This window comes from Streptomyces californicus (assembly GCF_000717645.1).
GTDB classification, from domain to species: Bacteria; Actinomycetota; Actinomycetes; order Streptomycetales; family Streptomycetaceae; genus Streptomyces; species Streptomyces californicus.
In genome coordinates this window covers 1-26,440 of the sequence record NZ_JNZZ01000019.1, presented here as the reverse complement: position 1 = coordinate 26,440, position 26,440 = coordinate 1, and the positions used below count along the sequence as shown (strand labels likewise).

Below are 26,440 nucleotides of genomic sequence, written 5' to 3'. Positions count from 1 at the left end.
ATCTGCGACGCACCGCACAGACCCACCAAACTTTCAGTGAAACCTACGGGATGACTTCTTCCACAGGATTTATCGACTTCGCTCTCGCCACGACCAGAAGGAGCGCCGAACCGAATCCCAGAATCATGATTGTTCCGACATAGACGGCGGTGATCGAGAAGTGCAGGAGCAGAAAAGCAATGACCAAGGAGCCGACCAGTTGGGAAGGTCCGGACACAGCGCCGAAAACGGCGAACGCCTGGGAGGACCCGACACTCCGCCAGCGATCCTGCACCTCACTCTGCAGCACGGTGTCCCCGCCGCTGAGCACACCGACCAGCGTGTAGAGGGCAACGGCCAGGACGGTCTGACTCGCGCTGAGTCCGAACACCGTCTGCACAGCGAAACCGGCGATGAGGACTCCTGGTGTGTGGCTGCGCACCCAGTTGCCGAGTGATCCTCCGGAGACGAGCACTCCGCTGCCGATCGCCGCCAGGGCGAAACATGCGTTGGCCAGGCCCGCCACCCAGGATCGGTCGGCGGAAGCCTGAGTGACAAGTGGGACAAACATACTGAAAGCCAGCACATGGCTGAGCTCCATCGCGAGCAACGAGCCAGTGAACAGACCGAGCCTGCGCGGCGAGAAGACCGTGCGCCACGCACCGCCCTCCTGCCGCATGGCCGTCTCCGGCACCTCCTTCGCCGAAGAACGCCGCCGCTCTCCCGGGCCGGCCACCGGTGCAGCGTCCCGACGTAGCGGCGTCCGGTTGACCACAACAAATACGACGAACTGCAGCACGATGCCGCATGCGTAGGCGATGGCGCACAGCCCCAGAGCGAAGCTGATCCCGACCGTGCTTGCCAGAACACCCCCAAGCGCCCACCCGACGACGACGGACGCCTGCGTAGCCACCGCCAGCATCGAGTTGAGCCACGTGAGTTGGGTGATGTCGCCCGACTGGTCGGCCACCCAGCCACGCATTGCGGGCAGGTAGAAGGCGCCGAAGCCGGAGAACAAGGCGACGCCGCAGTAGATCTGCCAGGCTTGGACGTCGGCCTGCGACAGCAGGAAGAGAGCCAGCGCGACTGCGAAAGCTCCTGTGTCCGAGAGGATCATCACCCAGCGATGGTCCAGGAGACGGTTGACGCTCCGCACCCAGCGCACCAGAAGCAGCGCAGGCAGTGCGCCGGCAGCGATGACCAAAGGAGCACTGGCCGCCGAACCCGTCACCTCGATCACCAGAACGGACAGCAGCAGAAGCATGAGAGCGGAAGTGCTCTGACTCTGGAACGTTGATGTCCCGACCGTGCCAATCTCGCGACGAGCGATGGACGGGAACCCCTTCCAGATCTCCGACCTCGTCCGCACGGTATGGGACGCCACCATCTCGAACACCTCCCCTCAGCACCGTTGTTCAGGATGGCACATGACCAAGCTCTTCCTTTCCCCATCATCCCCGCGCACACGCTCATCGTTCGGGTTGGCCGAAAATCGGTGCCAGCGCGCCACGAATCAATGACGGATTCCGACGTGGCCGGATACGGCACTCACGCGGAACACTTCTCGCCATCTCCGCCACTCTGTGGCATACAGTCGATCCGTCGACCACGGCCACCCCGACCTTCGAAATCAGCGACTTTCCGGGGAGAATGGCAAAACTCAGGGATACCCGAGGAGACGCGGAGAGATGCGCGAACAATACGTGGAAGCCTTGCTGTACGACTGGCACAACCAGCACAAGTTGCGCAACCAGAGGCTTGACCTGGAGTACTGGCTCACCTTGGTACCCCCGCAGCAAAATACCGTCGTGCTGGGGGCGGGAACCGGGCGAGTGGCCAGCCCTCTGGCCACTCGCCCGGGCTCCCGAGTGGTCGCCATAGACCTGAGTCGACGCCGCTTGGCACGTATACCAGCCGCGCCTGGACTGCACCCTGTGTGTGCCGACATGCGCCGACTTCCCCTGTCCCGGACCGCCGATCAGGTCGTGATCCCCTACTCCACGTTCCAGTTACTCCGGACCGCCGAGGACCGGGAACGAGCACTGGCGGAAGCCGTACGCATCATGAGGCCGGGTGCCACACTGCACATCGATGTCAGCAGCAACTTCGACCTGCGGCAGAGCAGCGACTGGCAGCTGGTGCTGTCCGCCTCCTGCGAAGAGGTGAGCAGGCAGCCCGTCGAGGAATGGGAACGAACAAGGTCCCACCCAGACCACATCCTCATCGACAAAACCTTCCGGACAGACGAATGCGTTCTCCTCCGGTTCACGGAGCATTGGACCCACCTGCGGGCACTCAATCTCGAAGCCGCCCTCGTGCGTGCCGGGTTGACTCTGGAACGGGTCGACCACGGCTACGGCGGGGGCGCATCACCCCACCGCCGGATCTACCACGCCCGCCGACCTCTCTGACCAACTGCCGAGACACCCGGGTCCTCGCTCCCGACCCGACAAGACGACCCGGTCGAAGGCATTCTCCGTACGAGCGAACCGGGCTTCCCTGGAAGTACCCCGTATCCCCAACTCGGGAGCCGGGGTGGCAGATCCGCCAAGCCGCGCACTGGACCGTCTACCTGGCCACACCGGCTGACCTACGCCTCGCTGCAAGACACTGAGCGAGATCGATGCGGGAGCCGGCACACGGGCCGACCTGCTCGGCTGCCTCGCACGCGGCCGCGACAGCCCCCGGGAAGCCGACTCCCCCATAAGCACCGCCCGGACCTGGTACTCGACGGGACCCTGCCCGTGAGGAACCGATCGACCACGGAGTCGTAACACGATCTCGCTGAATCGTCCCGGCAGGCCGCTACCGGTGTGACGATTCGGCCGTTCGTGAGGGTGTGGGCACTCGACCGTGGATCGTGGACGATGAGTTGCGGGCTCTGGTCGAGCCGTTGCTGCTGCCGTGGCCGGAGCGATCTCCCGGGCCCCGGGCCTGTGCCGGACCGGCTCTGCCTCCAAGGCATTCTGTTCGCCCTCTACAACGACAGAGCCTGGCGACCCCCGCCCCTGGAGTCGGGGGTCGGTTCCGGCCAGACCTGCTGGCGTCGCCTGGACCGGTGGCAGAGGAAGTCCCAAGCGGACAACAACCGGCAGGCCATCTGTGGCGCCACCAAGTTCACGAAAGACCCGACGATCACCGACGACAGCTGTGATGAGTTTCCCTTCGCCGGCACCTACGAGAGCGGTGCGCTCAACGGGGTCGACCACGGCAAGGACTGTGCCCAGGTGACCGCCGTGAAGAAGGGCAGTGGCACTGGCCTTCCGACCGTCTGGCCCACGGTGGGTGGCCGTGATCGGCACCCCGAGCGGGAACGAGAAGTGCGTCCGAGGCCACATCCCGGGCCCTCTCAACTCGGACCTCGGCGGCGCCTACGGCAACTTCGTCATCTCCGCTCGCCTAACCGACGACGCCCTCCGGCTCCAGATCGCCTTTAGCCGATCGCCCCGGGGGCTGCTGCCCTGGTCAGCCCGCCGTCGCGGGCACCACCACCGTCGGCAGCGGCCCCCGCACTGCTTCCGCATCCACGGCCAGGCCGAAACCCTGCTCCAACGCCTCCAGCGCCAACGCAGCCGACGAAGGACGCTCCTCCTCTTCGTCCCTCTCACCCGGAAAGAAGCCCACCTGCTCAAGCACGGGATTCAGGCGCTGCGGAGCGATACCGGACGCCGGCTCATAGGACCACGCATCGCACCTGGCGACGACCCGCCCGTCGCGGACGTGCGCAAGGCGCGTGGTCGAGTTCACCAGCGTCCATGCGGCGACCACCTCGCACCCCGAGGACAACCTCACCAACACCGACTCACGGGACACCACGCCCTCCTGAGGCGACGCGTCGACCAGATACATCCAGTCCGCGCTCGGCACCGAACCGGCCCGCCGACCCGCCCCACACGGCTCGCAACAGCGAACCAGTCTCCTTGACCGTCCCGGAGATCCGCCAACTGTGCACCCTCCTCATCGGCCCGCCGACCGTGACAGCTGCCGGGCTGCTGCACTGGTCGATCTGGCGCAGACACCACCAGGCAGACAGCCCGACGCAGCCACGACGGACGGCAATCCACCGACGAAGCTGCCGGATCGATCACAACATCGCACGGGAGTGCCAGCCCCCGAACCCCGAGCACAAGACGGGTGCGAACAGGGCAGTCGGCGCAGCGGCCGCCCGTGGAAGCGCGGCCAGTCTGAACTTGGCTTTCCGCAGGTCAGCGCACCCGCCCACGCGGCTTCAGCGGGGTGGCGGGCAGTTCCGGGGCGGACAGGCGGGCGCCGTCATAGCCACGCACCTCGCCGAACCGCGAGCCCTCCTCCCAGTCCTTTCGCGCCTGGGCGATCTCCTCACCGGATCGGGCGATGAAGTTCCAGAACATCACCAGCTCCTCCTCGAACGGCTCGCCGCCCAGCAGCATCAGACCGGCGTCGGAGACGCCGCGCAGGGGGAGTTCGGTGCGGCCGCAGCCGAGGTAGAGCATCGAGCCGGGCAGGACCGGTACGCCGTCGACCTCCGCCTCGCCCGACATGGACAGGACCGCGTACTCGAAGTCGGGGTCCAGGGGCAGCCGGGTCTCGGCGCCCGCGCTCAGCGTGATGTCGGCGCCGACGATCGGGGTGTACGCGGTGCCGGGCGAGACCGCGCCGTCCAGTTCGCCGAGGATGACGGTGGCGGCCAGGCCGGGCGCGGTGACGACGGGCAGGTCCGCGTGGTGCTGGAAGTGCGGTTCGACGTTGCGATGCGCTTCCGGCAGGGCCACCCAGAGCTGCGCCCCGTGCAGCAGACGGGCGTGCTCCCTCGGGCTCTCCTCGGAGTGGCTGATGGCCCGGCCGGACGTCATCAGGCCCAGTTCGCGGGGGCGCACCGTCTGGAGGCTGCCGAGGCTGTCCCGGTGCAGGACCTCGCCCTCGTGGAGCCAGCTGACGGTCTGGAGGCCCATGTGGGGGTGAGGCGGGACCTGCATGCCGGGCTCGTCCGCGATGTCGTCGGGTCCGTAGTGGTCCACGAACGCCCACGCGCCCACCATGCGCCGGCCGAGGTTGGGCAGCAGGCGTCGGACCTCGGTGCTCTCGCCGAGCCGGACGTGCCGGGGGGCGAGCAGTTCGCGGACGGGTTCGGCGACGACGAAACCACGCCCTCCGCAGACGGAGGGGGTGGCCTGGCGATCGAGATTGCTCATGGGGATCAACCTATTCCCGGGGGGACGGGGAGCGTCGGGCTCCACGCCGGAAGTTTAGTGGAACATTCAACCATCATGGAGTGTTGTGGCGATCGAACGTACGGCGGGGCGGTCCGGGAGCGGTCCGTCCCACACGAAGGAGGACCCGTGAGCGAAACCGAGACCTACTACGAGTTCGGCACCGCCGCCGACCGGTGGGACCGGGCGCAGATGTTCTTCGAGGCCAAGGAGTACATGACAGCCGCGCGGATTCTGGGCGGGCTCGTCGAGGAGGTGCCGGAGCAGGTCGCCCCGCGGCTGCTGCTGGCCCGCTCCTACTACCACTCCGCCCGGCTGGGCAAGGCGGAGAAGGAGCTGCGGGTCGTGCTGGAGCTCGACCCGGTGGAGAGCTACGCGCGCCTCATGCTGGGCCGCACGCTGGAGCGCCAGGGCCGGGCCGACGACGCCGCGCCGCACCTGCGGATGGCCGCCGCCCTCAACGGCGAGTTCGGCACCGGAACCGCCGGCGGCTGAACCGCCGGCGGCTGAACCGCCGCCCGGCTCTTCGCGGTAACGGCGGCCGAGGGCCGAGCCCCGGCCGCCGACCCGGGCCTCCTTTACCCGCCGGTACAGGGGCCGGACAATGGGATCTCCGCAGAGCGAAGAGGTGGGGAGATGGACGGATCCAGGGGCGCCGCGTTACGCCGGGCGCGGTCGGCCGCGCTCGTCGGGCTGGCGGTGGCGGTCTCGGCGGCCTGCTCCGGTGCCGGTGACGGCGGGAACGGGGAGGACGCCGACCGAGCCGCCCGCCCGCCGGGGTCCCACAGCTGGAGCGGCCGACCGTGCGCGCTCCTGCGGGGGGCGTCGCCCGCGGACGGGTTCGCCCTCGGTACCGCCACGGACTCCGCCTCCCCCGGCGCACGGGAGGACATCGGCGAGGACGGCGCGCGGGCACGCTACCGGCGCACCGGCTGCCTCGCCGACCTGAGGGGCCCGGACGGCTCCTCCTGGAAGCTCACCACCACGGCCTCGGTGTACGAGGGCGCCCGCGCGGCCCGGCAGGCGTACCGCGCCCGGGAGGATCTCGACCGGGCACACGGCCGCGGGCCCGAGAAGGTCCACGCGGACGCCTACGCGATACCGGCCGACGACCGGGGCCGCCCCGGCCGCACCCTCCTCCTGCGGAACGGCGATCTCGTCCTCACGGTGTCCGCGTACGCCCCGTACGGAAGCACGGCACGCGACGTACGCAGGGGCCTGGAACAGATCGTCGAGGGCGCGGCGCACCGCACCGAGCGCGGGCTGCGCGCCTCCAGCTCTCCCGCACCCTGACGAATCCCGCCGTCAACGCCCGATGGCCCGGGCACGGGAGGTGTGCGCGGGCCATCGGGCGTGCCGGGGTCTTCGTACCGCGGGCGGTGCGGGAGCGGACGTCTCAGTGGACGGAGTTCGCGACACGGGAGGGCGCGGTCCGGGCCGCCGGCGCCAGGACCCGTTCGGTGAGGTAGCCGAAGACGAGGCCGAAGACGGTCCACAGGGTGGTCTGGACGGCGAGCGTCGAGAGCCTGAACTCCCACAGGAGGGAGGCGGGGAAGTCCTTGCCCACCTCGTCGAAGGAGGGCAGGAAGGCGTAGGCGAGACCGATCACGACGACGTAGCCCGCGCCGGCCGCGGTGGTGGCGTTCCAGTTGCCCAGGCGGGGGGCGAGCCGCTTGCCGATGATGACGGCGGCGACGGCCAGCAGCACGCTGAGGGCGACCATCAGGAAGAACAGGGTGGTGCGCTTGCCGATGGTGTCGGGGTTGCCGACGGCCGGCGGGTTCGCCGGGTACTTGAGGAACGGCACGACATAGACGGTGAGCAGCGCCGCGCCGGCGATGAGCGCCGCCGTGGCACGGGGGCCGAAGCGGCCGATGCGGCCCAGCGCGTAGCAGACCACCAGGGCGGCGATCCCGCCCGCGGCGACGCCGAAGACCAGCACGCCGGTGGCGAGTCCGCCGGTCGCCTGCATGGTGCGGGTGACCAGTTCCTCACCGCCCCCGTGGTCGTGGCTGTGGGTCTCCTCCAGCGCGATGGCGGCGTCCACCCGGGACTCGCCGAGGAAGTAGGCGACGGCGAGCGCGAACGCCCCCGCGATCAGGCCCGCGAGCATGCCGCGCACGAGCAAGGCTCTGACAGATATGGAGTTCACGATGGTTTTCCCGGTCTCTCTTGCTTTCCGTGTCCGCTGATGTCCCTGGTTCTTCGGGGGCGTCAGTGGCAGGGGAAGCCGAGGAGGTGGCGGCCGTCGTGGACCCACTCGTGGACGCCTTCGCCCGAGATGAGCGCGGTGGCGCCCTGTTCGGCGCCGACGAAGTACAGCAGGACGAGCATGAGAACGCCGAAGAAGACCGCCCACGGGGCGATGGCCTTCGCCGAGATCGGAGTGATCGCGGACGATCCGGCTGCGGGAACGGCTGGCTGTGCCATGGCAGAACCTCCTGTGGGAACACGCGTCCCTGTCGTGGTGCCGTGGACGAGGGCGGCGGGTCTGACTTCCCCGCGTGGATGCGGGTTCACAGTGGCGCGACCGTGCCGGATTCCCACCGGACTTCCGTCTCGCCCTCGTCAAGGTCGACGTGACCATACCGCCTGTACGCAGGCCCCGCCATGGTCCAATCTGCGGAGCCCCGGAGCCCGAATCCCTTGGGGCGACCGGGCGGTGGGGCCTCTGAGGAGAGAGTGAGAGCAGGGACATGACAGTACGGGTGATGTTGGTCTCACCGGCGATGAACGCGGCGCTGCGGGAGGCCCGTTTCGAGGGGGACGCACCGTTGGACCGCTCGGGCCGTGAGCGGGCGCGGGCGGCGGCCGGGCTGGTGCCGGAGACCGGACTCGCCCTCAGCGGCCCGTCCGAGCGGTGCCGTGAGACCGCCGCGGCGCTCGGCCTCCCGGCCCGGACGGAACCGGCTCTGAGCGGCTGGGACATGGCGCGCTGGGCCGGGCGCGGGCTGGACGAGGTCGCCGCCGCCGAGCCCGCGGCGGTGGCCGCCTGGCTGGGCGATCCGTCGGCGGCCCCGCACGGCGGCGAATCGCTGCACGCGCTGATCGGGCGGATCGGAGGATGGCTGGACGCTCTCGACGGGCCGGATGGGACCGTGCTGGCGGTGGCCGAGGCGGCCGTCGTCCGGGCGGCGGTCGTACACGGGCTAGGGCTGCCGGCACAGGCGTTCTGGCGGCTGGACGTCGGCCCGCTGACGCTGACCGAACTCAGCGGCCGGTCCGGCCGGTGGAACGTGGCCCTCGGACGCCCACCGGCCGGCCCGCCTGCCGGCGATACCTGGTGAGACGTCAGGCACCGCCTTCTTCACGCCAGTTGGGGCGCACCAGTACGGCGGTGGCGATGACGCCGTCCTCGATCCGCCAGTGCCCGCGCAGCGTGGTGGGGAGTGCCGGGTCGGTGAGGAGCAGCCTGGCCGTGAAGGTTCCACAGGCCGCGCCAGGGTTCCCCCCACCCCCAGGGTCGCTCTCCTGGTGCATCGTCAGATCGGCTTCGACGAAGTCCAGTTCGACGCCGGTGACCGGATACCAGGTCTTGAAGACGCTCTCCTTCGCGGAGAACAGGACCCGGTCCCAGTGGAGGGCTCCCGAGCCCTCCTCGGCCTGGGGGCCGATCCGCTCCCGCTCGGCGGGCAGCGTCACCAACTCCCTTACGCCCTCGGGCAGCGGGGCGTGCGGTTCGGCGTCGATGCCCAGCGACAGCACGTCCTGCTCGCGGGCCAGCGCGGCCGCCCGGTAGCCGTGGCAGTGAGTGAGGCTGCCGACGATCCCCTCGGGCCACAGCGGTTTCCCCCGGTGGCCGTGGAGGACGGCCACCGGGGGCAGACCGAGTCCGGCCATGGCGCGCCGGGCGCAGGCGCGGGCCGTGGCGAAATCGTTCCTGCGCTTGGCCACGCTTCTGGCCATCAGCGCTTCCTCCTCCGGGAAGAGCGTCCCGTCCGGGACGGTCTCCTCGCGGGTGGCGGCGCAGGAGACGTCGTCGGGAAACAGCCGCTCGATCATGAGGTGCCTCCGGAAGCGCGGCGGTCGGCCGACGGTTCGGCTCCGGCGGGTGACGACGGGGCGGGCCCGCCCTCGTAGGGGAGGATCTGCCGCAGCAGGCCGCGCGGGTGTCCGCGCTCCCGCCACTCCCTGGGGTAGCCGATGGAGACCTCCTCGAAGCGGACCCCGTCGTACCAGGTCGTCCGGGGGATGTGGAGGTGGCCGTAGACGACGGCGGTGACGTTGAAGCGGCGGTGCCAGTCGGCGGTCAGCTCGGTGCCGCACCACTGCGCGAACTCCGGGTGCCACATCACGGCGGTGGGTTCCCGCACGAGGGGCCAGTGCCCGGCGAGGACGAGGGGGATCGCGGGGTCGTGCTCAGCGAGTCTGCGCTCGGTGGCGGCGACGCGGGCGCGGCACCAGTCGTCCCGGGTCGGGTAGGGGTCCGAGTGCAGGAGGTACTCGTCGTTGCAGACGATGCCCGCCTCGTGCGCGACGGCGAGCGACTGCTCCTTCGTGTGCGTTCCGGGAGCGCGGAACGTGTAGTCGTACAGGAGGAAGAGGGGGGCGATCGCCACCGGTCCGTCCGGGCCCGGCCAGAGCGGGAAGGGGTCCTCCGGGGTGGTGACGCCCAACTCCCGGCACAGCTGGACGAGATGGTCGTAGCGGGCCTGGCCGCGCAGTTGCACCGGGTCCTTCGGCAGGGTCCACAGTTCGTGGTTGCCGGGCGTCCAGATCACGTGGGCGAAGCGCTTCGCGAAGAGTTCGAGCACCCACCGGATGTCCTCGGGCCGCTCGGCGACATCGCCCGCGACGATCAGCCAGTCCGCGTCGGAGGTGGGGCGCAGGGACTCCACGATCCCCCGGTTGTCGGCCATGGCCGCGTGCACGTCGCTCACTGCCAGCAGCCGGCCGGCGCCCTCCCGGCGGCCCGCGTTGCCGGGGGCGGGAACAGGCGCCCGGCCGGTGGCCGGGGCGCGTTCGGGCGCGGGTGTGCCGTGCGGGGCGGGCTCGCTCGGAGGCATCATGAGTGCTTCATCCCGATCTGTCGGCGGTGGTCCGGCTCCGTCCGCACGGTGGGAGCCGCTCGCACGTAGCCTCTCACGCCCTCCTCGCGCGCTCCCCGGGGTTTCCACGCGCGGGCGGGTCGGGCCCCGGGGCCGGCTCCGCGCCGTCAGTCCTCCTCAGCACGGCGGGAGTTGAGTTCGTCGACCGCGCCGGCGGCGTCGCCGATCGTCGTGTAGTCGACGGCGATGAAGTTGACCGGACTGCCGCGTTGCGCCTCGCAGGCCCGGGCCCGCTCCAGGACCCAGTCCCGGGCGTTGACGCGGCCGGCGTCCAGTCGGCTGCCGCCCGCGTTCGTGATGAAGTGGTTGAGCAGGAAGAGCCGCTTGCCGGTGCCGCCCCGGTGGGGCGCGCAGGTCATCTCGGACGGGCTGCGGAAGGCGAACGGGGTCTCCATGCCGTACCGGTAGAAGTTGCGGTACCAGGGGGCGGGGCCGTCGGCCTTCTCCGCGAACACCACCAGTCGGCGTCCGCTGTCGATCATCTCCCCCAGCGTCGGCCACGGCTCGTCCGGGTCCGGGTCCGGGGTGTGCAGCAGGTCGTCGAGTCCGGCGGCGTGGAACGCCTCCTCGGTCTCCTCGGGGCCGATGTCGTCCTGGACGATGAGCGTCACGATCTCGGTGGGGTGGTCGCGCAGCCAGTCCCCGATGCCCTTCAGGGCCGGCACCAGCTCGACGGCCCCGGCCCGGCACACCCCGTGGCAGAGCCACAGCCCTGGGCGCGGCGGGTTGGCCTTGTCCACGGCGCCGGAGATCAACCGGCGCTGCTCGGGGGTGAACTCGGGTGAGTCGAGGCGGGCGGCGATGTCCTGCGGCCTCTCCCAGCGGTAGGTGTCGAGCTGGAGGGCCCGGACGCCCGTGTTGAGCTGGGTGGTGATGTCGGGGTCCTGGAGGGGGCCGATGAACCGGTCGGCGGTGGTGGACATGGCGTTGTGCGACGTGAGGTAGGCGGCCTCGTCGTAGCGCAGGTCGCACAGGCGGCTGCCGCCCAGGCACGGGCGGGGCGCCGACGGGCCGAAGACGGGGGGCACGACCAAAACGCCGGCCAGCGCGGCGCAGGCCACGCCCGCCGCCGTCGTCCGCAGCGCGGTCGGGGTCGGGACGCGCAGGCGGTCCGGCCGTACGAGCAGGGCCCAGCCCGCCGCGGTCAGGAGCGCCCCGCCGGCGAGCGCGGTGAGGGCCGCGCCGAGGCCGGTGGCCGCGGCCTGGTCCAGGGCGTTGCGCTGGAGGTCGTCCACGAGGGCGGTGACGCTCGGGGCCCAGGTGGAGGGGGTGGTGAAGAGCCGGCCGCCGGTGATCAGCCGGGCCAGGAGAACGGCCGCCGCGGTCAGGCCGCCCGCGCAGGCGAGCGCCTGGCCCAGGCGCATCAGCCGGCGGGCCGGGGCGGCGGGGCCGGTGAACCAGAGCGTCGCGAGTCCGGCCAGTGCGAGGGCGAGGGCCGAGATCTGGAGCAGGGTCAGGAACCGGAGGGCGTCGCGGGCGCGTTCCAGGGCGTCGAGGTCGTCGCCCGTCATGCCCAGGGTGTCAGTGAGGTCCCACGTACCGTCCTGGAGGGTGGTGCGCAGGTCGGCGGCGGCGCTCCGCGAGCCGTCGGAGAGCACGGCCGCGGCGGTGGCGGCCAGTCCCGTGGCCACGTCGCCTTCCCTCAGCGCCGCCTCGATCTCCGGGCGCAGCGCCGTCCGCTGCCGCTCCGGGACCGCCCCGAGGAGGACGTCGGCGGCGCGGTCGGCCTGGTCCTCGGTGAGCGGCAGCCTGGGCAGCGCGGGGGCGCGGCCGTTCCTGAGGTCGTCGAGCGCCGCCGCGAGGTCGGCGGTGAAGCGTTCGAAGTCCGGCTGGTCGCGGCCCTGGATTCCGGCCACCAGGTCGCCGAAGTAGACGCGTGCGAGCTCCGCGAGGTTCTTGAGGACCGGGTCAAGGTCCACGGTCAGCCGGAGTTCGTCGCGGTCACCGCGCAGATAGCCGGTCACCGCTTCGATCTGCTGCTCGGTCAGGGCCCGGACCGTGGGCGGCGGCAGGACGACCTTGATGTTCGACGTCACCAGGGCCTCGGGCACGGGCAGGTGAGCGAGCAGGTCGCGGGTGACGGGCGCGATCTCGGGGTCGACGAGCACCTCGCCGTAGAGGCGGTCGTAGGCCGACTCCTCGTCCAGCACCGCCTGGTAGAAGCCGGGCGAGGCGGCCGTGGACCGGACGGTCGAGGTGAGGGCGACCGTCGTGACGCACAGGACGGTGAGAACGAAGGCGAGCACCGGCAGGAGTCGGCCGGACCCGGGCCGGGGTTCGGGACTCGGCAGGGGCCCGAGCGGGTAGGCGGTCGGTTCGGCGCTCACCCACCCAGCCTATGCGGAATATCAGATTCTATGCATGAATGAGGAGACATGAGCAGCTGAGGAGCCCGCCGTGCACCCCGTCCACCTCGCCGTGCTGATGACGAGTCACGACCGGCGTGCGCGGACGCTGTCCGCGCTGCGGGCCCTGGAGGAGCAGCGCGGGCTCCCGGCCGGGACGACGCTGGGCGTGCATCTCGTGGACACCGGCAGCACCGACGGTACGCCGGAGGCGGTCCGGCTGCGGCATCCGGCGGTGGAGGTCATGTCGGTGGGCGCGGACGTCGCCCGCGCCCAGGCGCTGCGCATCGCGAGCCGCAACAGCCGCAGCGGAGGCGGGGGCGGCGGCGCGGCCGGAGCGGCGCCGGGCGGCCCGAGCCACGCGTGGACGCATCAGCTGTGGCTCGACGACCGGGTCGTACTGTTCCCTCGAGCCCTGGCGAACCTGCTGTGCACGGCGCGGGCGGGCGGGCCGCACACGGTCGTCGTGGGCGCGGTGCGCAACGCGTACGGGGGCACGGTGTACTCCGGTCGCCGGGGCCGGGCCCTGACCCTGGTCGAACCCGCCGGGCACCGCGCGGAGCCCTGCGACACGTACGACGGGCGGGTGGTGCTGGTGTCCCGGGCGGTGTACGACCTGGTCGGGGACCCCGACAAGGTCTTCCGCCACCGGATGGGCGACTACGACCACGGCAGACGCGCGCACCGGGCCGGGGTGAGCGCGCTGGTCGCCCCGGGCCATGTCGGCGCGTGCGTGGACGCCCCAAGCGCTCCCGACTCCCAGGAGCCGGGGATCGGCGTCCGGGAGGCGCTGCGCCGGGTGACCTCCGTAGGGGAACTGCCGCCCCGCCAGTGGTGGGCGTACTGCCTGCGGCACACCTGGCCCTGGGCGCCGTACCTGATGGTCTCGCCGTACGCGCGCGTCCTCGCCCGCGCGGGCCTCGGCCGGCTGCGGGGCTGAGGACGGGCCGGAGGGTTTCAGCTCCGGTCGGCCGCCACCGCGGCGGTCTCGGAGGGGCTGCCGGTGGGCGGGGGCGGGACGGTGGGGCGGCCGGAAGCGGTCCTGGCGGTGCCGACGGAGGCGCCCTTCGCGGGGGCTTCGGCGGGCCTGACCGCCGGGGCCGGGGCCGCGGGGGCCGAGGCGCCCGGCCGCCGGACGTGGGTGCGGGAGGCGGTCGTACGGGGCGGCGCCGGGCGGGGCGGCGGGTACCCGGGGACCCGCAGCAGGGCGAGGACGGCCGCGACCGTCCCGGCCAGCGGGACCAGGAGGAAGGCGGGGTGCAGCAGCCCGGCGTGCACCAGCGTCCCGGCGGCCACGGGCACCCCGGCCCACAGTGCCAGGAGGACCGCGGTGCCCGGGACCGTGACCCGGAGCCGCCGCAGCCGGTGCCCGACGTGGTCGTTGCCGCCGCGCAGCGGGGAGCGTCCGGCGCGGCGGCGGGAGACCACGACGAGGGCGGTGTCGGCGAGGGCCACCGTCGCCAGGGCGGGGAGCGCGGCCCACGCGGCGCGGCCGGACGGGGCGGCGGCCTGGATCAGCGCCCCGGAGGCGGCCAGCACGAATCCGGTGAACTGCGCCCCGCACGCGCCGAGCCGGAGGCGGGCGGGGTGCCAGGTGTGGAGCAGGAAGCCGCCGAGGCCCGCCACCAGGGCCGCCGGCAGCAGCGCGAGGGCCGAGCCGCCGTCGACCGCGGCGCACGCGAGGAGCCCGGCGGCGGTGACGACGCCGACGACGGTGAGCAGCCCGTCGGCGTGGTCGAGCAGGGCGAAGGCGTTGGTGACGAGGACGGTCCAGAGCACGGTCAGGACGGCCGCGACGGGCGGCAGTCCGGCGAAGCAGACGACGAGGACGGCGGCGGCCGTCTGGACGGCGAGGCGCAGGACGGCGCGCAGCGGCTTCAGGTCGTGGACGAGGCCGAGGGCGGCCACGGTCCCGGATCCGGCGAGCAGCCCCGCGGCGGAAGAGGGCGCGTCGTCCGCCGCGCCGAGCCACAGGGCGCCGCCGGCCGCCGCGGTGACACCGAGCACGGCGGCCGTGCCACCGGTTCTGCGCAGCAGCCCGGCGCGTGCGGCGCGCCCGGCGGAGGCCGCCGGAGTGTGGGGGCGGAGCGCCGCGCGGCGGGCGATCCTGGCGAGTGCGACCGTGATCAACAGTGCGGCCACACCGGAGGCGATGATCCCCAGCACGTTCACCTGCCCTGCCTTTCCTCGTTCATGACCTGCGGCGCGGAGGCGGGGCGGCCGGTGAACGGCGCGTTCGCCCGTTCCCCTGCCGGTGGTGGGTGGGGGCACAGGACGCCACTCGGGTGGCGGCCCTAACCAACCTACGGGCCGATGTCGGCATTCACCCCAAATAACACGAAAACGGACAGGTATTGTTCTGCCGTCCACCCGCGCGGCCAACGACTCACTCACGATGAAGGTCCGTCAACACACTCCGGTTCGAGCTGTGTTGGAGGCGCGGCAGCCCGGTCAGCCCCAAGGTCCGCGCCCGGCGTCGCGCTCGGCAGCGGCATGCCACCAGCGCGGCGGAGAGGGACCGGTGACCCGGGCGGTCGGCTGGTCCGGGTGCAGGCCGAGGGCGCACAGGGACCCGGCCGCGACCCGGACGGTGTACCAGCCGCGCCGGCGCCCTTCCGTATCGACACCGCAGGCGAGGTCGATACGGACGCGGTCCGCGCCGAAGGGCCTCCAGTCGATCCCCCGGTCCCGCAGTCAGGCGCGGAGGGCTTCCGGGGGCCTCGGGCAGCCCGGCGCGTTCTCGTACGACACGACGGCCACCCAGGGCGCGTCCGGCTCGTCGCCCCGCCCGCTCTCCGTACTCGTTCCGCACATGGCGCCGAGCGTAGCGGTCACCTACCGGCGCGTGCGTCCCGGCCGTCCACGTACGTCGCGAGGACCTGGATGTCCCCGATGCGCGACGGGTCCACGCGGTGCGGGTCGTCGCCCAGCACGACCAGGTCGGCGCGCTTTCCCGCCGCGAGGGCGCCGGCGGCGTCCTCCCAGCGGCAGGCGCGTGCGCCGGCGACCGTGTAGGCCCGCAGCGCCTCGTCGACGGTGACGGCCTCGTCGGGGCCGATGGACCGGCCCGAGAGGGAGAGGCGTTCGACCATGAACTGGATCGCCCGCAGCGGTGAGCCGTCCGTGACCGGGCGGTCCGAGCTGCCGACGAGTTCGACGCCGTGGTCCAGGAAGCCCCGGCCCCGGTACAGCCAGTCCGCCCGCCCCTCCCCCATCACCGTCGCGTAGTCGTCGCCGAAGCAGCGCAGGAAGTTGGGCTGCACCACCGCGCTGACGCCGAGCGCGGCGAACCGGGGCAGTTGGTCGGGGCGGACCAGCCCGGCGTGCTCGACGCGGTGACGGGCGTCCGGGCGGAGGCGCAGCCGCTGCGCCCGCTCCAGGGCGTCCAGGGCGAGATCGGCGGCGCGGTCGCCGATGGCGTGGACGGCGAGCTGCCAGCCGGCGAGATGGCCGTCCACGATGAGGGCGGCGATGCGTTCCGGCTCGTCCTGGAAGCGACCGGTGTCGCCGGCCGTGCCCTCGTACGGGGAGGTGAGCGCGGCCGTGCGCGCCATCATCCCGCCGTCGGTGTAGATCTTGAGCGCGCCGAGCGACAGCCAGTCGTCGCCGAAGCCGGTACGCAGGCCGAGGTCGAGGGCGCGGGGGAACCCGTCGTCGGGGTGGGCGGCGCGGGGGCGCAGGGTGTCGCCCGAGGCCATGAGCTGGACGCGCAGGGGCAGCCGGCCGCGGTCCCGGAGCAGTTGGTAGGCGCCCAGTTCGACGGGGCTGTGGCCGAGGAGTCCGCCGCCGATGCCCGCCTCCGCGCAGGCCGTGACGCCCTCGTCGAGGCAGGCGCGGGCGGCTTTCTCGATCGCGTCGGCCAGCTCCTCCTGGGAGTAGGGCAGCCGCAGCCGGCGGGCGGCGGTCATGGCGCTCTCGGCGAGGAATCCGTCCTCGTGCGGTGTGCCGTCCGGCAGCAGCTCCAGCACGGCGGTGTTGACGACGCAGGCGTGGCCGGAGTCGTGCATCAGGAAGACCTTGCGGCCGTGGCTGACCCGGTCGAGTTCGGCGGCGGTCAGATGGCGGCCCAGGGCCCGCTGGTCGTACCCGGCGACCTCCACCCACGCGCCCGCCGGGGCGGGGCGCCGGGCCGCCGCGTCCACGACCGCGAGAATGTCCTCGATCCGCTCGCACGGGGCGACGCTCGGCGTCCCGGCCTTCAACCCGGCCCACGCCAGGTGGACATGGCTGTCGATGAAGCCGGGCAGCACGGTGGCGCCGCCCAGGTCGACGACGCGGCGGGCGGGCAGGGAGGTCACGGCCTCGTCCACCCCGACGATCCGCCCGCGCCAGATGCCCAGGTCATGGGCGACGGGGTGGCGCGGATCCATCGTGAGGAAGCGCGCGTTGGTCAACCGCGTACAGAGCATGGGCTGTTCCGTCCCTCCGAAGGCCTTGGGCCGGCCCGGGGCGCGGAGCCGGGCGAGCGCCGGGCGCCAACACCTGACCGGTTTCGGGGTTCTGCGGATGGCCCACCCTGAGGAAGGCTCAACTCGCCCGACGATTATGCACCGTTGTCTAATTAGGTAAGCCTTGCTTTACTGGCCCTGCCGGTTGATCGTTCTTCCCAGGAGGCACCGTATGCGGGTCGTCATGTTCGGCTACCAGACCTGGGGGCACCGCACACTGCAAGCCCTTCTGGACTCCGAGCACGACGTGGTGACGGTGGTGACGCACCCGAGGAGCGAGCACGCCTACGAGAAGATCTGGAGCGATTCCGTCGCCGATCTCGCGGAGAAGCACGGGGTTCCCGTGATCATCCGCAACCGGCCGGACGACGCGCTTTACGACCTCCTCGCCGAGGCGGCTCCGGACATCATCGTGGCGAACAACTGGCGCACCTGGATCCCGCCGCGGATCTACGACCTGCCCCGCCACGGCACGCTCAACATCCACGACTCGCTGCTGCCCGCCTACGCCGGCTTCTCGCCGCTGATCTGGGCCCTCGTCAACGGCGAGAAGGAGGTGGGCGTGACGGCCCACCTGATGGACGAGGAGCTGGACGCCGGCGACATCGTCGTCCAGCGCGCGGTGGCCGTGGGACCGACAGACACCGCCACCGACCTCTTCCACCGGACGGTCGACCTGATCGCCCCGGTGACGGTCGAGGCCCTCGGCCTGATCGCCTCCGGGCAGACCGCGTTCACCCCGCAGGACCGGTCGAAGGCCAGCTTCTTCCACAAGCGGGCCGAAGAGGACATCCGTATCGACTGGAACTGGCCGGCCGAGGACCTGGAGCGCCTGGTGCGCGCCCAGTCCGCACCGTACCCGGCCGCGTTCACGTACCACCGGGGGCAGCGCGTCGAGATCGTCTCCGCCGTCGTGTCCCAGGGCCGCTACGGCGGCACTCCGGGCCGCGTCTTCTACCGCGAGGGCGACGGCGTCGTGATCGTCGCCGGAGCCGACGCCCGCCACGGCCGCAACCGCGGTCTGGCGATCACCCGGGTCCGCACCGCCGACGGCCGCGAACTGCCCGCGACCGAGTACTTCACCTCGATGGGCGGCTATCTCACCGGCCGCCCCTGACGATCGGGACCCCACCCATGCGTACCGCACGTGCCCGGCACTACCTCATGTGCCGGCCCACCTACTTCGACGTGGTCTACTCCATCAACCCCTGGATGGACCCGGCGAAGCCCGTCGACACTCCCCTGGCCATCGCCCAGTGGGAGCGGCTGCGCGAGGTCTACCTGAGCCTCGGGCACACCGTCGACACGATCGACCCCGTCCCCGGACTGCCCGACATGGTCTTCGCGGCCAACGGCGCCACGGTCGTCGACGGACGGGCCCTCGTGGCCCGGTTCCGCGACGCCGAGCGGATCGCCGAGGGCCCCGCGTACCACGACTGGCTGCGCGACCACGGCTTCCCCGGGCTGCGCACCGCCGCGTACGTCAACGAAGGGGAGGGCGACTACCTCCTCGCGGGCGACTGGCTGCTCGCGGGGACCGGGTTCCGCAGCGATCCTCGCTCCCACGACGAGGCGCAGGAGTACTTCGGCCGCCCGGTGATCGGGCTGACCCTCGTCGACCCCGACTACTACCACCTGGACACCGCTCTGACCGTCCTCGACGGGCGGACGATCGCCTACTACCCGGCGGCCTTCTCCCCCGGCAGCCGCTCCGTCCTGGAGCGGCTGTTCCCGGACGCCCTCCTCGCCACCCCCGCCGACGCCGAGGCCTTCGGGCTGAACGCGACGTCGGACGGATACAACGTGGTCCTGCCGCAGAACGCGACCGAGCTGGCCGGACAGCTGCGGGAGCGCGGGTTCAACCCGATCGGCGTGGACCTCTCCGAGCTCCTCAAGGCGGGCGGCAGCGTGAAGTGCTGCACCCTGGAGCTGCGCCCGGCGTCCTGAGCCGAGGACGCGCCCCCGTGGATCCGACCCCGGGGGAGCGTCGCGTCCTCGCGGGTGTCCGCAGGGGCGCGTCCTCGCGGATCTGTCCGCAGCGGCGCGTCCTCGCCGGAAACGGGGCTGACGCCGGGCGGGGAACTCGCGATCATGGCCGGATGAAGACACGTTTCCTCGGTACGGCCGAACTGGTCGGGACGCCCTCCGTGGCCGTCGTCGTCGATGTGATGCGGGCGTACACCGTGGCCGCCTGGGCCTTCGCCCGGGGCGCCGAGAGGATCGTCCTCGCCTGGTCGCTCGACGACGCGCTCGCCCTCAAGGCGCGCCACCCGGCGTGGATCGCGCTGAAGGACGGTGCGCCCGCCCCCGGTTTCGACGCCGTCAACTCGCCGGGGCTCCTGCGCGCCGCTGACCTCACCGGCCGGACCGTCGTGCAGAAGACCACGGCGGGGACGGTCGGTGCTCTCGCGGTAGAGGATGCGTCGCTGGTGCTGTGCGCCGGCTTCGTGGTGGCGGAGGCGACGGCCCGGGTCCTGCGGTGGCACGGGGCAGAGGAGGTCACCTACGTGGTCACCGGCGAGGAGGGACGCGCCGAGGAGGATCTCGCGTGCGCCCAGTACATCGCGCACAGGGCCGCCGGCGGGGACACGGACCCGGCGTCGTACCTGCGGCGCGCCGCCACCTCCCGCGCCGCCCACGAGCTGGCCACGGGCGTCCGCCGCGGGGCCCACCCCGAGGACGTGGCGCTCTGCCTGGAGCTGGACCGGTTCCCCTTCGCCATGGTCGCGGCCCCCGAGGACGGGCTGATGGTCCTGCGCCCGCACGACGGCCCCACGCCTCCGGAGGCTCCCGGGCCGGGGGCCGACCACGTTTCGCGCATCCGTGTGTCTGAAACGGATAAGGGTGGGTAGGCGGGAGGGGGTCGTTCCCGCTGGTTCGAAGGCGGGCGTGTGACGGGGGCAGATTGATGGAGCGGTTGCTGGTGCGCGGAACGCTTGAGCAGGGCCGTCGGGAGACCGGCGCCACGGTCGTGGCGCGGGACAGCGCCGGTTACGAGATGACGTCGGGCGAGATCGCCCGGTCCCGTGCGTTCGTGAGGGACTTCCTCGCCGACGCGCACTCCCGGCACGGCCTGGAGGTCTCGGACCGGGCGGCGGACGTCGCGCAGTTGGTGGTGAGCGAGCTGGCCACCAACGTCTGCAAGTACGCGCCGGGCCCGTGCCTGCTGGACCTGGAGGCCACCGAGGACAGCCTCGACATCGTCATGTGGGACTCGGGCGCGGTGCTTCCGGCCGCGTCCCCGGCGGACCCGGCCCGCGTCGGGCGGCACGGCCTGGAGCTGGTCCTCATGGTCTGCCAGAGCTTCTCGGTGCACCGCGAACCGGTGGGCAAGCGGGTGCGGGTGCGGATCTCCCTGCGCGACGACCCGAGCGGCGACCCGGCGGGCAGCACGGTCGGCTAGCGCGCGTCGCGCCGTATGAAGCATGAAGAGGGGGTGAAGGCCGGTCGGCCTTCACCCCCTCTCCCGTTCCGGGTGGTCAGTTCTGGGTGAGCATCTCCTTGCGGAGCTTGGCGAGCAGTCGGGAGAGCAGCCGGGAGACGTGCATCTGGGAGATGCCGAGCCTTTCCCCGATCTCCGCCTGGGTCAGCTCCTGGCCGAACCGCATGGCCACGATCTCGCGGTCCCGTTCGTCCAGTCGCTCCAGCAGAGGGGCCAGGGCGTGGAGGTCCTCGACCAGCTCCATGGCCGGGTCGAGGTCTCCCTTGATGTCTCCGTAGGTGACCGTCTCGGCGCTGCTCTGCTCGACGCCGATGGGCAGGTCGAGCGAGCCCGCGGTGTAGCCGTTGGCCGCTATGAGCCCCTCGATGACCTCTTCCTCGCTGAGGTTCAGGTGCTTGGCCAGTTCGGCGACCGTCGGGTCGCGGTCGAGCCGGCCGGCGAGGGCCTCGCGCGTCTTGGCCAGGGTCACCCGCAGTTCCTGCAGTCGGCGCGGGACGTGGACGGCCCACGTCGAATCGCGGAAGAACCGCTTGATCTCCCCCACGATGTAGGGGATGGCGAACGAGGTGAACTCGACCTCCCGGCTGAGCTCGAACCGGTCGATCGCCTTGATCAGGCCGATCGTGCCCACCTGGATGATGTCCTCCATCTCGCCGCTGCCGCGATTGCGGAATCGCTTGGCGGCGAAATGGACCAGGGAGAGGTTCATCTCGATCAGGGTGTTGCGTGCGTACTGGTACTCGTGTGTGCCCTCTTCGAGAACCTGCAACTGCTCGAAGAACAAGGCTCCCAGCGCCCGGGCGTCCTTCGGGGCGATCTTCGCGGGGTCCTCGACCCGTGGAAGCGCCGCAGGAGCGATGGTGGCGGTCGTGCCGTGTTCCGATACGGCGGAGCGCCGAGGGCGCTGCGATGTGGTGGACATGCGCGTCTCCCGATGACTGCGATTCGTGGACAAACACGGGAGGGCACCGAACAGAAACACCTCACGGCGGCAATGCCACTCCCGCGAAGGTGTGCCTGACTGCCCAAGCACGCCGAGGCATCGTCTGTCCCCGATCTCCGATCCCAAACACCACCACATCGGTTGCCCGAAGATATTTCGGCCGGGCGCGGCAGCCCGGGAACCGGATCGGACGACCACGGCCGCGACGCTTCCTGTACGGTCGTGCCGGACCGTCAGGCGCGCCGGGCACCACCGCTCCGCACGTCGGCCCGCGCCCGGTGCACCGTGCCGTCGACAGCTCGTCGACGCCCGCTGCTTCTCACGAAGTCACGTGCCCTCTGGGCCACTTCGTTCATCCGACCGGCCGGACCGCGTGGGGCCGGCCGGTCCGGGGCGGGCGGTGCCGTCCGGGGTCGTGCACGGCAGCGAACCAGACACGAGTGAGGAAACCGCATGGCACGAGAGCAGGATCCAGGCAGCCACATAGCGCCGGGTGCCGCCGGGGCGACCGGTTCGCAGGTGTCCGTCCGCCGGGCGGTACCGATGAGCGGAGCGGCGGGAGACCCCGGAGACGCTCTGGCGCCGGGTGGCCGACCCGGCCGTCCGGAGGAACCCTCCGGACCGGGCGGCTCGGAGGCGGGCGAGCGCGGCCCGGTGAACGCCTCCGGCGAGACGGAGAGTTCCGGGTCCGGGGCTCCCACGGCCCCGGAGGCCCGGACGCCCGCCCCGCAGACCGCGGGAGCCGATCCCGTACGGGGCGTCGGCGCTCCGGCCCCGGCGGCGTCATCGGCCCCGTCCGCTCCGGCGGCCTCCTCCGCCAAGGGCGTGGCCGAAGGTGATACGGCCACCGCGGCGGCGCGACCGTCCTCGGCTTCCTTGGAACCGGCCGCTGTCGCCTCTTCCTCCGCCCCGGCCCCCGGCTCCGGCGGTGCCGACGGGGCAACGGCGGTGGCGGCGGGCGCGGGCGGCGGACCGGGGGCGCGTACGGACGAGGACCCGCCCGGCAGCCGGCCGAAGAAGCCGATGCTGGCCGCGGCGGCCATCGCCGGTGCGGTCCTGATCTCCGTGCCGTTCCTCGTCGCGGGCCAGGACGACGACCGCAAAGCCGAGAAGGACCGGACCCAGAACGCCGCGGGCACGGTGCTGGACGCGGCGCGCCCGCCCGCCCCGGAGACGTACACCAGCGAGACGCCGAAACCCTCCCCGACGCCGAGCCGGAAGAAGGAGGAGAAGAAGAAGGAGCCGGTGAAGCCGTCCGCCCAGCAGCCGCTGAAGCCGGTGGTCGTGACACCGACGCCGACGCCGACGCCCACTCCGTCTCCGAGCAAGCAGCAGAAGAAGGCGGCGTCGACGAAGGCCCCGGCGGGAACGGCCGCCGCCGCGCTGGAGCACCTCGCCAAGAGCGACCCCCAGGGTCGGCACATCTGCTACCGGGCCTTCGTGGCCGGGCAGGGCTGGCAAGTGCCCGTGTGCGACGGGACGATGACCGGCACGACCGGCCAGGGCAAGAAGATCACGGCGCTCAACATCTCCGTGTGGAACGTCGAGGGCTCCTCCGCCAACGCGCTCCTGCACGACGCGGGCGCGAAGAGCGGCAACGCCAAGTGGGCGCCGAGCTGGACGCCCGTCATCGCGAACGGCAAGAACGTCTACATCGGCAGCTCCAAGGCGGGTGCCCCCTTCATGACCGGCTTCGCCATGAACGTCGGCAAGGGCAACGTCTGCCACACCGCGAAGATGCGCAACGGCGGCTGGGGCCCGCAGTACTGCAAGAGCAGCCGTCCCGACTACATGTTCGTCGGCACCACCGACAACGGGAACTGGTTCGAGGCGGTCAAGCTCACGGTCTGAGCCGCACCCGGCCGCGGTGGCGCGGTCCGCGAGAGCCCTCCGGTTTCGCTGGAACCGGAGGGCTCTGTACGTGGCGGTGCGGACGGGACCGGCGTTCGGCGCGGACAGCCGCGCGCGGCCCGTCGGGTACGGCTGCCCCCAGCCCTGTCCGCCCTCCCGCTGCGCGGCGGCCCGCACCGCCTCCCTACACGGCCTGGGCCCGCTCGGGCGGCGACACCGGTGCCGGGCCGTCATCCGCCGGAGCCCCGCCGGTCGGGACGTCACCCGTGGGGGCCGCGTCCGCCGGGTTCCAGGCCGCGGAGCACAGGGCTTCGGACACCGCGGCCGTGTAGCGGGCGGCGGCCAGCCAGTGGGCGGCGAAGCCGTCGGTGTCGGCGGGGAGCAGGCGGCCGAAGAGATCGCGTTCGCGCCGGCCCGCCGCGGCGCACAGGGCGGTGAGGAGGTCCGCCGCGGTGGGGAGACCGCCGCGGCGGATCCGCCGGGCCTCGGCGGTGACGTCGCCCAGCAGGCCGAGGGCTGCGCGGCCCGCCGGGACCGTCTGCTCGACCCGGCGTTCCAGCAGGTACAGGGGCGATGCCGCGCCGGGGCCTGCGGGCTGCGCCGGGGCCAGGTGCACGCGGGCCTTCGGGTCCGGGAGGTCGGCGCGGCGCAACCGGTCGAGGCCGAGGTCGACCGTGCCCTCGCCGGTGGGGTGCGAGCACGCCAGGAGCGTGAGCCGGGGGTGCGGGGCGGGGACCAGGCGGCCGATGATCCTCAGCCTGGCCCCCGGGGCCGCGGCCAGCAGCGCCAGGTTGTCGCGGTGGGGAAGCGCGGGGTCGTCGTCGGCGACGGTGAGCCGTACGAGAACGCCTCCCGCGCACCGGGCGAGCAGGCAGGCGCCGCCCGGTTCCCGTACCGCTCCGAGGAGTTCGACGTCGAGGAAGAGCAGGTCGCTGCCGCCGCCGTCCGGTTCCGCGTAGCGGGAGACGGCGCGCAGGGCGCGGGCGGCCTGTTCGGCGGGGGGCGCCTCCCACAGCGCGGCGAGCGGCGGCTCCGTCCACGCCGCGCCCCGGGCGGTGACGGCCTTGACGCCCTTGCCGGCGCCCAGGCGGCCGTCCGGCGAGACCGTCGCCCCGGAAACGGCCAGGCCGGCCCGGCCCAGCTCCCGGTGGGTGAGCGCGCTGTCGCCCAGGCGCACCGCCCGGTCGGCCACGCCGAGGGCCCGGCCCGCCCCTCCGGGCGCCACGTCGCCGACCGTGAAGAGCCGGCCGTCGCCTCCGGCGACCCAGGTGCGGACCCCGCCGTGTCCCGAGTCGGTGACCACGGGTTCGGTGAACAGCCCGTACAGGCGGAGCGAGCCGTCCGGACTGTACGGGCGGCGCGCCCGGCCGCTGACGGCGGCCAGCTCCGCCCCGGACGCGGTTCCCACGCGGCGGGCGGTGCCGAGGAGTTCGGCCAGGGCGGTGACGAGGTCGGCGGTGCGGTACGACGGATCGCCGGTGCGGGCCGCGCGCAGCAGGGTGACGACGGACAGCGCGGCGGCCGCCGCCCGGGGCAGCCGGCGGAGACGGGCGGTGTGGGCGGCGCGCAGGAGGGCGGACTGGGTGACGGCCCCGGCCCCGTCGACGCCGGCCTCCAGCACGGCGGCGCCCGCCGCCCACAGGGCGTCGGCGGCGGTGCGCTGGGTGTCACTCGCCGTCTCCTGCGGGGCGGCGGCGTCGGGTTCTGTGGCGCCCGTCGGCTCCGGGGTTTTTGGGGCCGGCTGTTCGGCGGGCTCCGTCGCCTGGTCGGCCGTGGGGGCGGCGCAGGCGACGGCCGCGCGGTGCACGCACGCCGGGGCGAGGAGACAACCGCAGGTGATGTCCTCCACGCGGGCCACCACCCCGCCCGGGGCATGCAGGCGCAGCTCGCTCTCGTCGTCGACCTGGATCGTCACGGTGTCCCCGTCACGGTGCGCCGGGCGGGCGCCGAGCTTGGTGACCGCCGCGTCCAGGCGCTTGCGCAGCCGGGGCGAGAGGGTCTCCACGAGCGTGGCGGTGACCTCCGGCGCCACGGGCGGCAGCTGGTCGGCGTTCATGCGGTCTTCTCCCCTATCCAGCGGGCCAGTTCGAGTGGGCTGAGGGCCGCCACGGGCATACCGGCGGCCACGAGCTGCCCGGCCATACCCGTCGAGTAGCGGGGGCGCCCGGCGTCGTCGAGACTCGCGCAGCCGAGTACGTGGCAGCCGGTGTTCACCAGCGCGCGCACCTCGGCCAGCAGCCCGGCCGGCGGCGCGCCCTCCTCGAAGTCGCTGATGACGACGACGAGGGTGCGGGAGGGCACCTCGATCAGCTCGCGGGCGTGCCGCAGCCCGGCGGCGATGTGGGTTCCGCCGCCGACGCTCACCTCCAGCAGGAGGGAGAGCGGGTCGTGCACATGGCCGGTGAGGTCGACGACCTCCGTGGAGAACGCCAGGAAGTGGGTGCTGAGGGTCGGCACCCCGGCCAGTACGGAGGCGGTCAGCGCGGACCAGATGGTGGACGCCTCCATGGATCCGGAGACGTCGGTGACCAGGATCAGCCGCCAGTCGGCCGATCTGCGGGCGCGACTGCGGAAGACCGGCCTCTCGGGGATCACCCGGACCGTGCCGTCGGCGGTCCGCCGGGCGGTGGCCAGATTGGCGCGCAGGGTACGCGGCAGATCCAGCCCGCCGCCGGGTCGGCGGGTGGGCCGGGCCGTCGTCGTACCGGTCAGCGCGGGCCGCAGCCGGGTGGCGAGCCGCCGGGTGAGTTCGTCGACCAGGCGGCGGACCAGGGGGCGGAGCGCCGCGATCCGGGCTTCGGGCAGGCCGCCGGCGTACCGCAGGATCGTCCGGAGCAGTTCCACGGAGGGGGTCACGGCCGCCGGGTCGAGCTCGGCGAGGACATCCTGCCGCCCCGTCCCGGCCGCGGCGGCCAGGACCTCTTCGCGGACGCCGGGGCCGAACAGGGCGGCCAGTTCCTCGGACCACTCGCGGACGCCGGGGTACGAGGGCTCCCGTCCGCCGCCCGCCGTGGAACCACCGCCGGGGAGGCCGCCGCGGGAGCCCTCGCCGTGCCCCGCCCCGTAGAGCTCGTCCAGCGCGGTCGCCATCCGTGCGGCGCCGGCCGGCAGCCGGTCGGTGCTCCGGCCGAGCACGAGCCGCCAGCGGTCGGCCGGGGCGAGGGTCCGGGGAGCGGGGGACGCGGGGGTGGGTGT

At 72.7% G+C, this 26,440-nt stretch carries 23 protein-coding genes and 1 riboswitch; of the genes, 10 read left to right on the top strand and 13 right to left on the bottom strand.

Annotated elements, in window-relative coordinates; genetic code table 11:
- Nucleotides 1–43: 43 nt before the first annotated feature.
- Entirely contained in the window at nucleotides 44–1,366 is a 1,323-nt protein-coding gene (locus IF19_RS0124080) for an MFS transporter (RefSeq protein WP_234313234.1), read from the bottom strand.
- 301 nt (nucleotides 1,367–1,667) lie between these two features.
- Here IF19_RS0124080 and IF19_RS0124075 point away from each other — a divergent pair, with 301 nt between their 5' ends.
- Entirely contained in the window at nucleotides 1,668–2,390 is a 723-nt protein-coding gene (locus IF19_RS0124075; protein ID WP_030118400.1) for a class I SAM-dependent methyltransferase, read from the top strand.
- A 1,054-nt stretch (nucleotides 2,391–3,444) separates the two neighbouring features.
- Here the strand turns inward: IF19_RS0124075 and IF19_RS1000000137795 are convergent.
- Nucleotides 3,445–3,828, bottom strand: a complete 384-nt coding sequence (locus tag IF19_RS1000000137795; protein WP_030118399.1) for a DUF6461 domain-containing protein — start codon at nucleotides 3,826–3,828, stop codon at nucleotides 3,445–3,447.
- Nucleotides 3,829–4,184: 356 nt separating this feature from the next.
- Nucleotides 4,185–5,150: a pirin family protein gene (locus IF19_RS0124065; RefSeq protein ID WP_030118398.1), complete on the bottom strand. Its 966-nt coding sequence runs from the start codon at nucleotides 5,148–5,150 to the stop codon at nucleotides 4,185–4,187.
- Between the two features lie 147 nt (nucleotides 5,151–5,297).
- On the opposite strand from IF19_RS0124065, the gene IF19_RS0124060 reads away from it, so the two are divergent.
- Both IF19_RS0124060 and IF19_RS0124055 read left to right on the top strand, forming a co-directional pair.
- Nucleotides 5,298–5,663 (top strand): tetratricopeptide repeat protein, encoded by a 366-nt coding sequence (locus tag IF19_RS0124060; RefSeq protein ID WP_030188323.1) that lies wholly within the window; start codon nucleotides 5,298–5,300, stop codon nucleotides 5,661–5,663.
- Nucleotides 5,664–5,804: 141 nt separating this feature from the next.
- A complete protein-coding gene (locus tag IF19_RS0124055; protein ID WP_030118396.1) occupies nucleotides 5,805–6,461 on the top strand; it encodes a hypothetical protein in 657 nt (218 codons plus the stop codon).
- Between the two features lie 103 nt (nucleotides 6,462–6,564).
- Here the strand turns inward: IF19_RS0124055 and IF19_RS0124050 are convergent, their stop codons facing one another.
- On the bottom strand, nucleotides 6,565–7,320 hold the full coding sequence (locus tag IF19_RS0124050) for a CbtA family protein (RefSeq protein WP_030118395.1): 756 nt from the start codon (nucleotides 7,318–7,320) through the stop codon (nucleotides 6,565–6,567).
- Between the two features lie 62 nt (nucleotides 7,321–7,382).
- A complete protein-coding gene (locus IF19_RS0124045) occupies nucleotides 7,383–7,598 on the bottom strand; it encodes a CbtB domain-containing protein (protein ID WP_030118394.1) in 216 nt (71 codons plus the stop codon).
- A 45-nt stretch (nucleotides 7,599–7,643) separates the two neighbouring features.
- Nucleotides 7,644–7,738, bottom strand: a riboswitch (adenosylcobalamin (AdoCbl) riboswitch).
- A gap of 126 nt (nucleotides 7,739–7,864) precedes the next feature.
- Here IF19_RS0124045 and IF19_RS0124040 point away from each other — a divergent pair.
- Complete coding sequence (locus IF19_RS0124040) at nucleotides 7,865–8,455, top strand: histidine phosphatase family protein (protein ID WP_030118393.1); 591 nt, start codon at nucleotides 7,865–7,867, stop codon at nucleotides 8,453–8,455.
- Between the two features lie 4 nt (nucleotides 8,456–8,459).
- Here the strand turns inward: IF19_RS0124040 and IF19_RS0124035 are convergent, their stop codons facing one another.
- The 3 genes from IF19_RS0124035 to IF19_RS0124025 form a co-directional block, all read right to left on the bottom strand.
- Nucleotides 8,460–9,170 carry a 4'-phosphopantetheinyl transferase family protein gene (locus IF19_RS0124035; RefSeq protein WP_030118392.1) on the bottom strand — a complete coding sequence of 237 codons (711 nt, stop codon included), beginning with the start codon at nucleotides 9,168–9,170 and terminating at the stop codon, nucleotides 8,460–8,462.
- Nucleotides 9,167–10,177, bottom strand: coding sequence for a metallophosphoesterase family protein (locus IF19_RS0124030; protein WP_030118391.1), 1,011 nt, complete (start codon nucleotides 10,175–10,177; stop codon nucleotides 9,167–9,169). Before IF19_RS0124030 ends, IF19_RS0124035 begins: the two co-directional genes overlap by 4 nt.
- Nucleotides 10,178–10,323: 146 nt before the next feature.
- Entirely contained in the window at nucleotides 10,324–12,543 is a 2,220-nt protein-coding gene (locus tag IF19_RS0124025; RefSeq protein ID WP_030276900.1) for a phosphoinositide-specific phospholipase C-related protein, read from the bottom strand.
- A gap of 70 nt (nucleotides 12,544–12,613) precedes the next feature.
- Between IF19_RS0124025 and IF19_RS0124020 the strand changes: the two genes are divergently transcribed.
- Nucleotides 12,614–13,501, top strand: a complete 888-nt coding sequence (locus tag IF19_RS0124020; protein WP_030118388.1) for a glycosyltransferase family 2 protein — start codon at nucleotides 12,614–12,616, stop codon at nucleotides 13,499–13,501.
- Between the two features lie 17 nt (nucleotides 13,502–13,518).
- Here IF19_RS0124020 and IF19_RS0124015 read toward each other — a convergent pair whose 3' ends face one another.
- Nucleotides 13,519–14,733, bottom strand: a complete 1,215-nt coding sequence (locus IF19_RS0124015) for an MraY family glycosyltransferase (protein ID WP_030290100.1) — start codon at nucleotides 14,731–14,733, stop codon at nucleotides 13,519–13,521.
- Between the two features lie 659 nt (nucleotides 14,734–15,392).
- Nucleotides 15,393–16,970, bottom strand: coding sequence for an amidohydrolase (locus IF19_RS0124010; RefSeq protein WP_030118385.1), 1,578 nt, complete (start codon nucleotides 16,968–16,970; stop codon nucleotides 15,393–15,395).
- 211 nt (nucleotides 16,971–17,181) lie between these two features.
- Between IF19_RS0124010 and IF19_RS0124005 the strand changes: the two genes are divergently transcribed.
- The 4 genes from IF19_RS0124005 (at nucleotide 17,182) to IF19_RS0123990 (ending at nucleotide 20,412) form a co-directional block, all read left to right on the top strand.
- Nucleotides 17,182–18,126: a methionyl-tRNA formyltransferase gene (locus IF19_RS0124005; protein ID WP_030118384.1), complete on the top strand. Its 945-nt coding sequence runs from the start codon at nucleotides 17,182–17,184 to the stop codon at nucleotides 18,124–18,126.
- 17 nt (nucleotides 18,127–18,143) lie between these two features.
- Complete coding sequence (gene ddaH, locus IF19_RS0124000; RefSeq protein ID WP_030118383.1) at nucleotides 18,144–18,956, top strand: dimethylargininase; 813 nt, start codon at nucleotides 18,144–18,146, stop codon at nucleotides 18,954–18,956.
- Nucleotides 18,957–19,108: 152 nt separating this feature from the next.
- Entirely contained in the window at nucleotides 19,109–19,861 is a 753-nt protein-coding gene (locus IF19_RS0123995; RefSeq protein ID WP_078580461.1) for a 2-phosphosulfolactate phosphatase, read from the top strand.
- Nucleotides 19,862–19,917: 56 nt separating this feature from the next.
- On the top strand, nucleotides 19,918–20,412 hold the full coding sequence (locus IF19_RS0123990; protein ID WP_030118381.1) for an ATP-binding protein: 495 nt from the start codon (nucleotides 19,918–19,920) through the stop codon (nucleotides 20,410–20,412).
- 76 nt (nucleotides 20,413–20,488) lie between these two features.
- Here IF19_RS0123990 and IF19_RS0123985 read toward each other — a convergent pair whose 3' ends face one another.
- Nucleotides 20,489–21,373 (bottom strand): RNA polymerase sigma factor SigF, encoded by an 885-nt coding sequence (locus IF19_RS0123985; RefSeq protein ID WP_030118380.1) that lies wholly within the window; start codon nucleotides 21,371–21,373, stop codon nucleotides 20,489–20,491.
- A gap of 474 nt (nucleotides 21,374–21,847) precedes the next feature.
- Between IF19_RS0123985 and IF19_RS1000000135490 the strand changes: the two genes are divergently transcribed.
- On the top strand, nucleotides 21,848–23,245 hold the full coding sequence (locus tag IF19_RS1000000135490) for a hydrogenase expression protein HypA (protein ID WP_030278101.1): 1,398 nt from the start codon (nucleotides 21,848–21,850) through the stop codon (nucleotides 23,243–23,245).
- Nucleotides 23,246–23,429: 184 nt separating this feature from the next.
- Here IF19_RS1000000135490 and IF19_RS0123975 read toward each other — a convergent pair whose 3' ends face one another.
- Together IF19_RS0123975 and IF19_RS0123970 are read right to left on the bottom strand one after the other, a co-directional pair.
- Nucleotides 23,430–25,301, bottom strand: a complete 1,872-nt coding sequence (locus IF19_RS0123975; RefSeq protein WP_078580460.1) for a hypothetical protein — start codon at nucleotides 25,299–25,301, stop codon at nucleotides 23,430–23,432.
- The coding region (locus tag IF19_RS0123970; protein ID WP_030290096.1) for a vWA domain-containing protein at nucleotides 25,298–26,440 on the bottom strand (1,143 nt) is incomplete at its 5' end. The genes IF19_RS0123975 and IF19_RS0123970, both read right to left, overlap by 4 nt.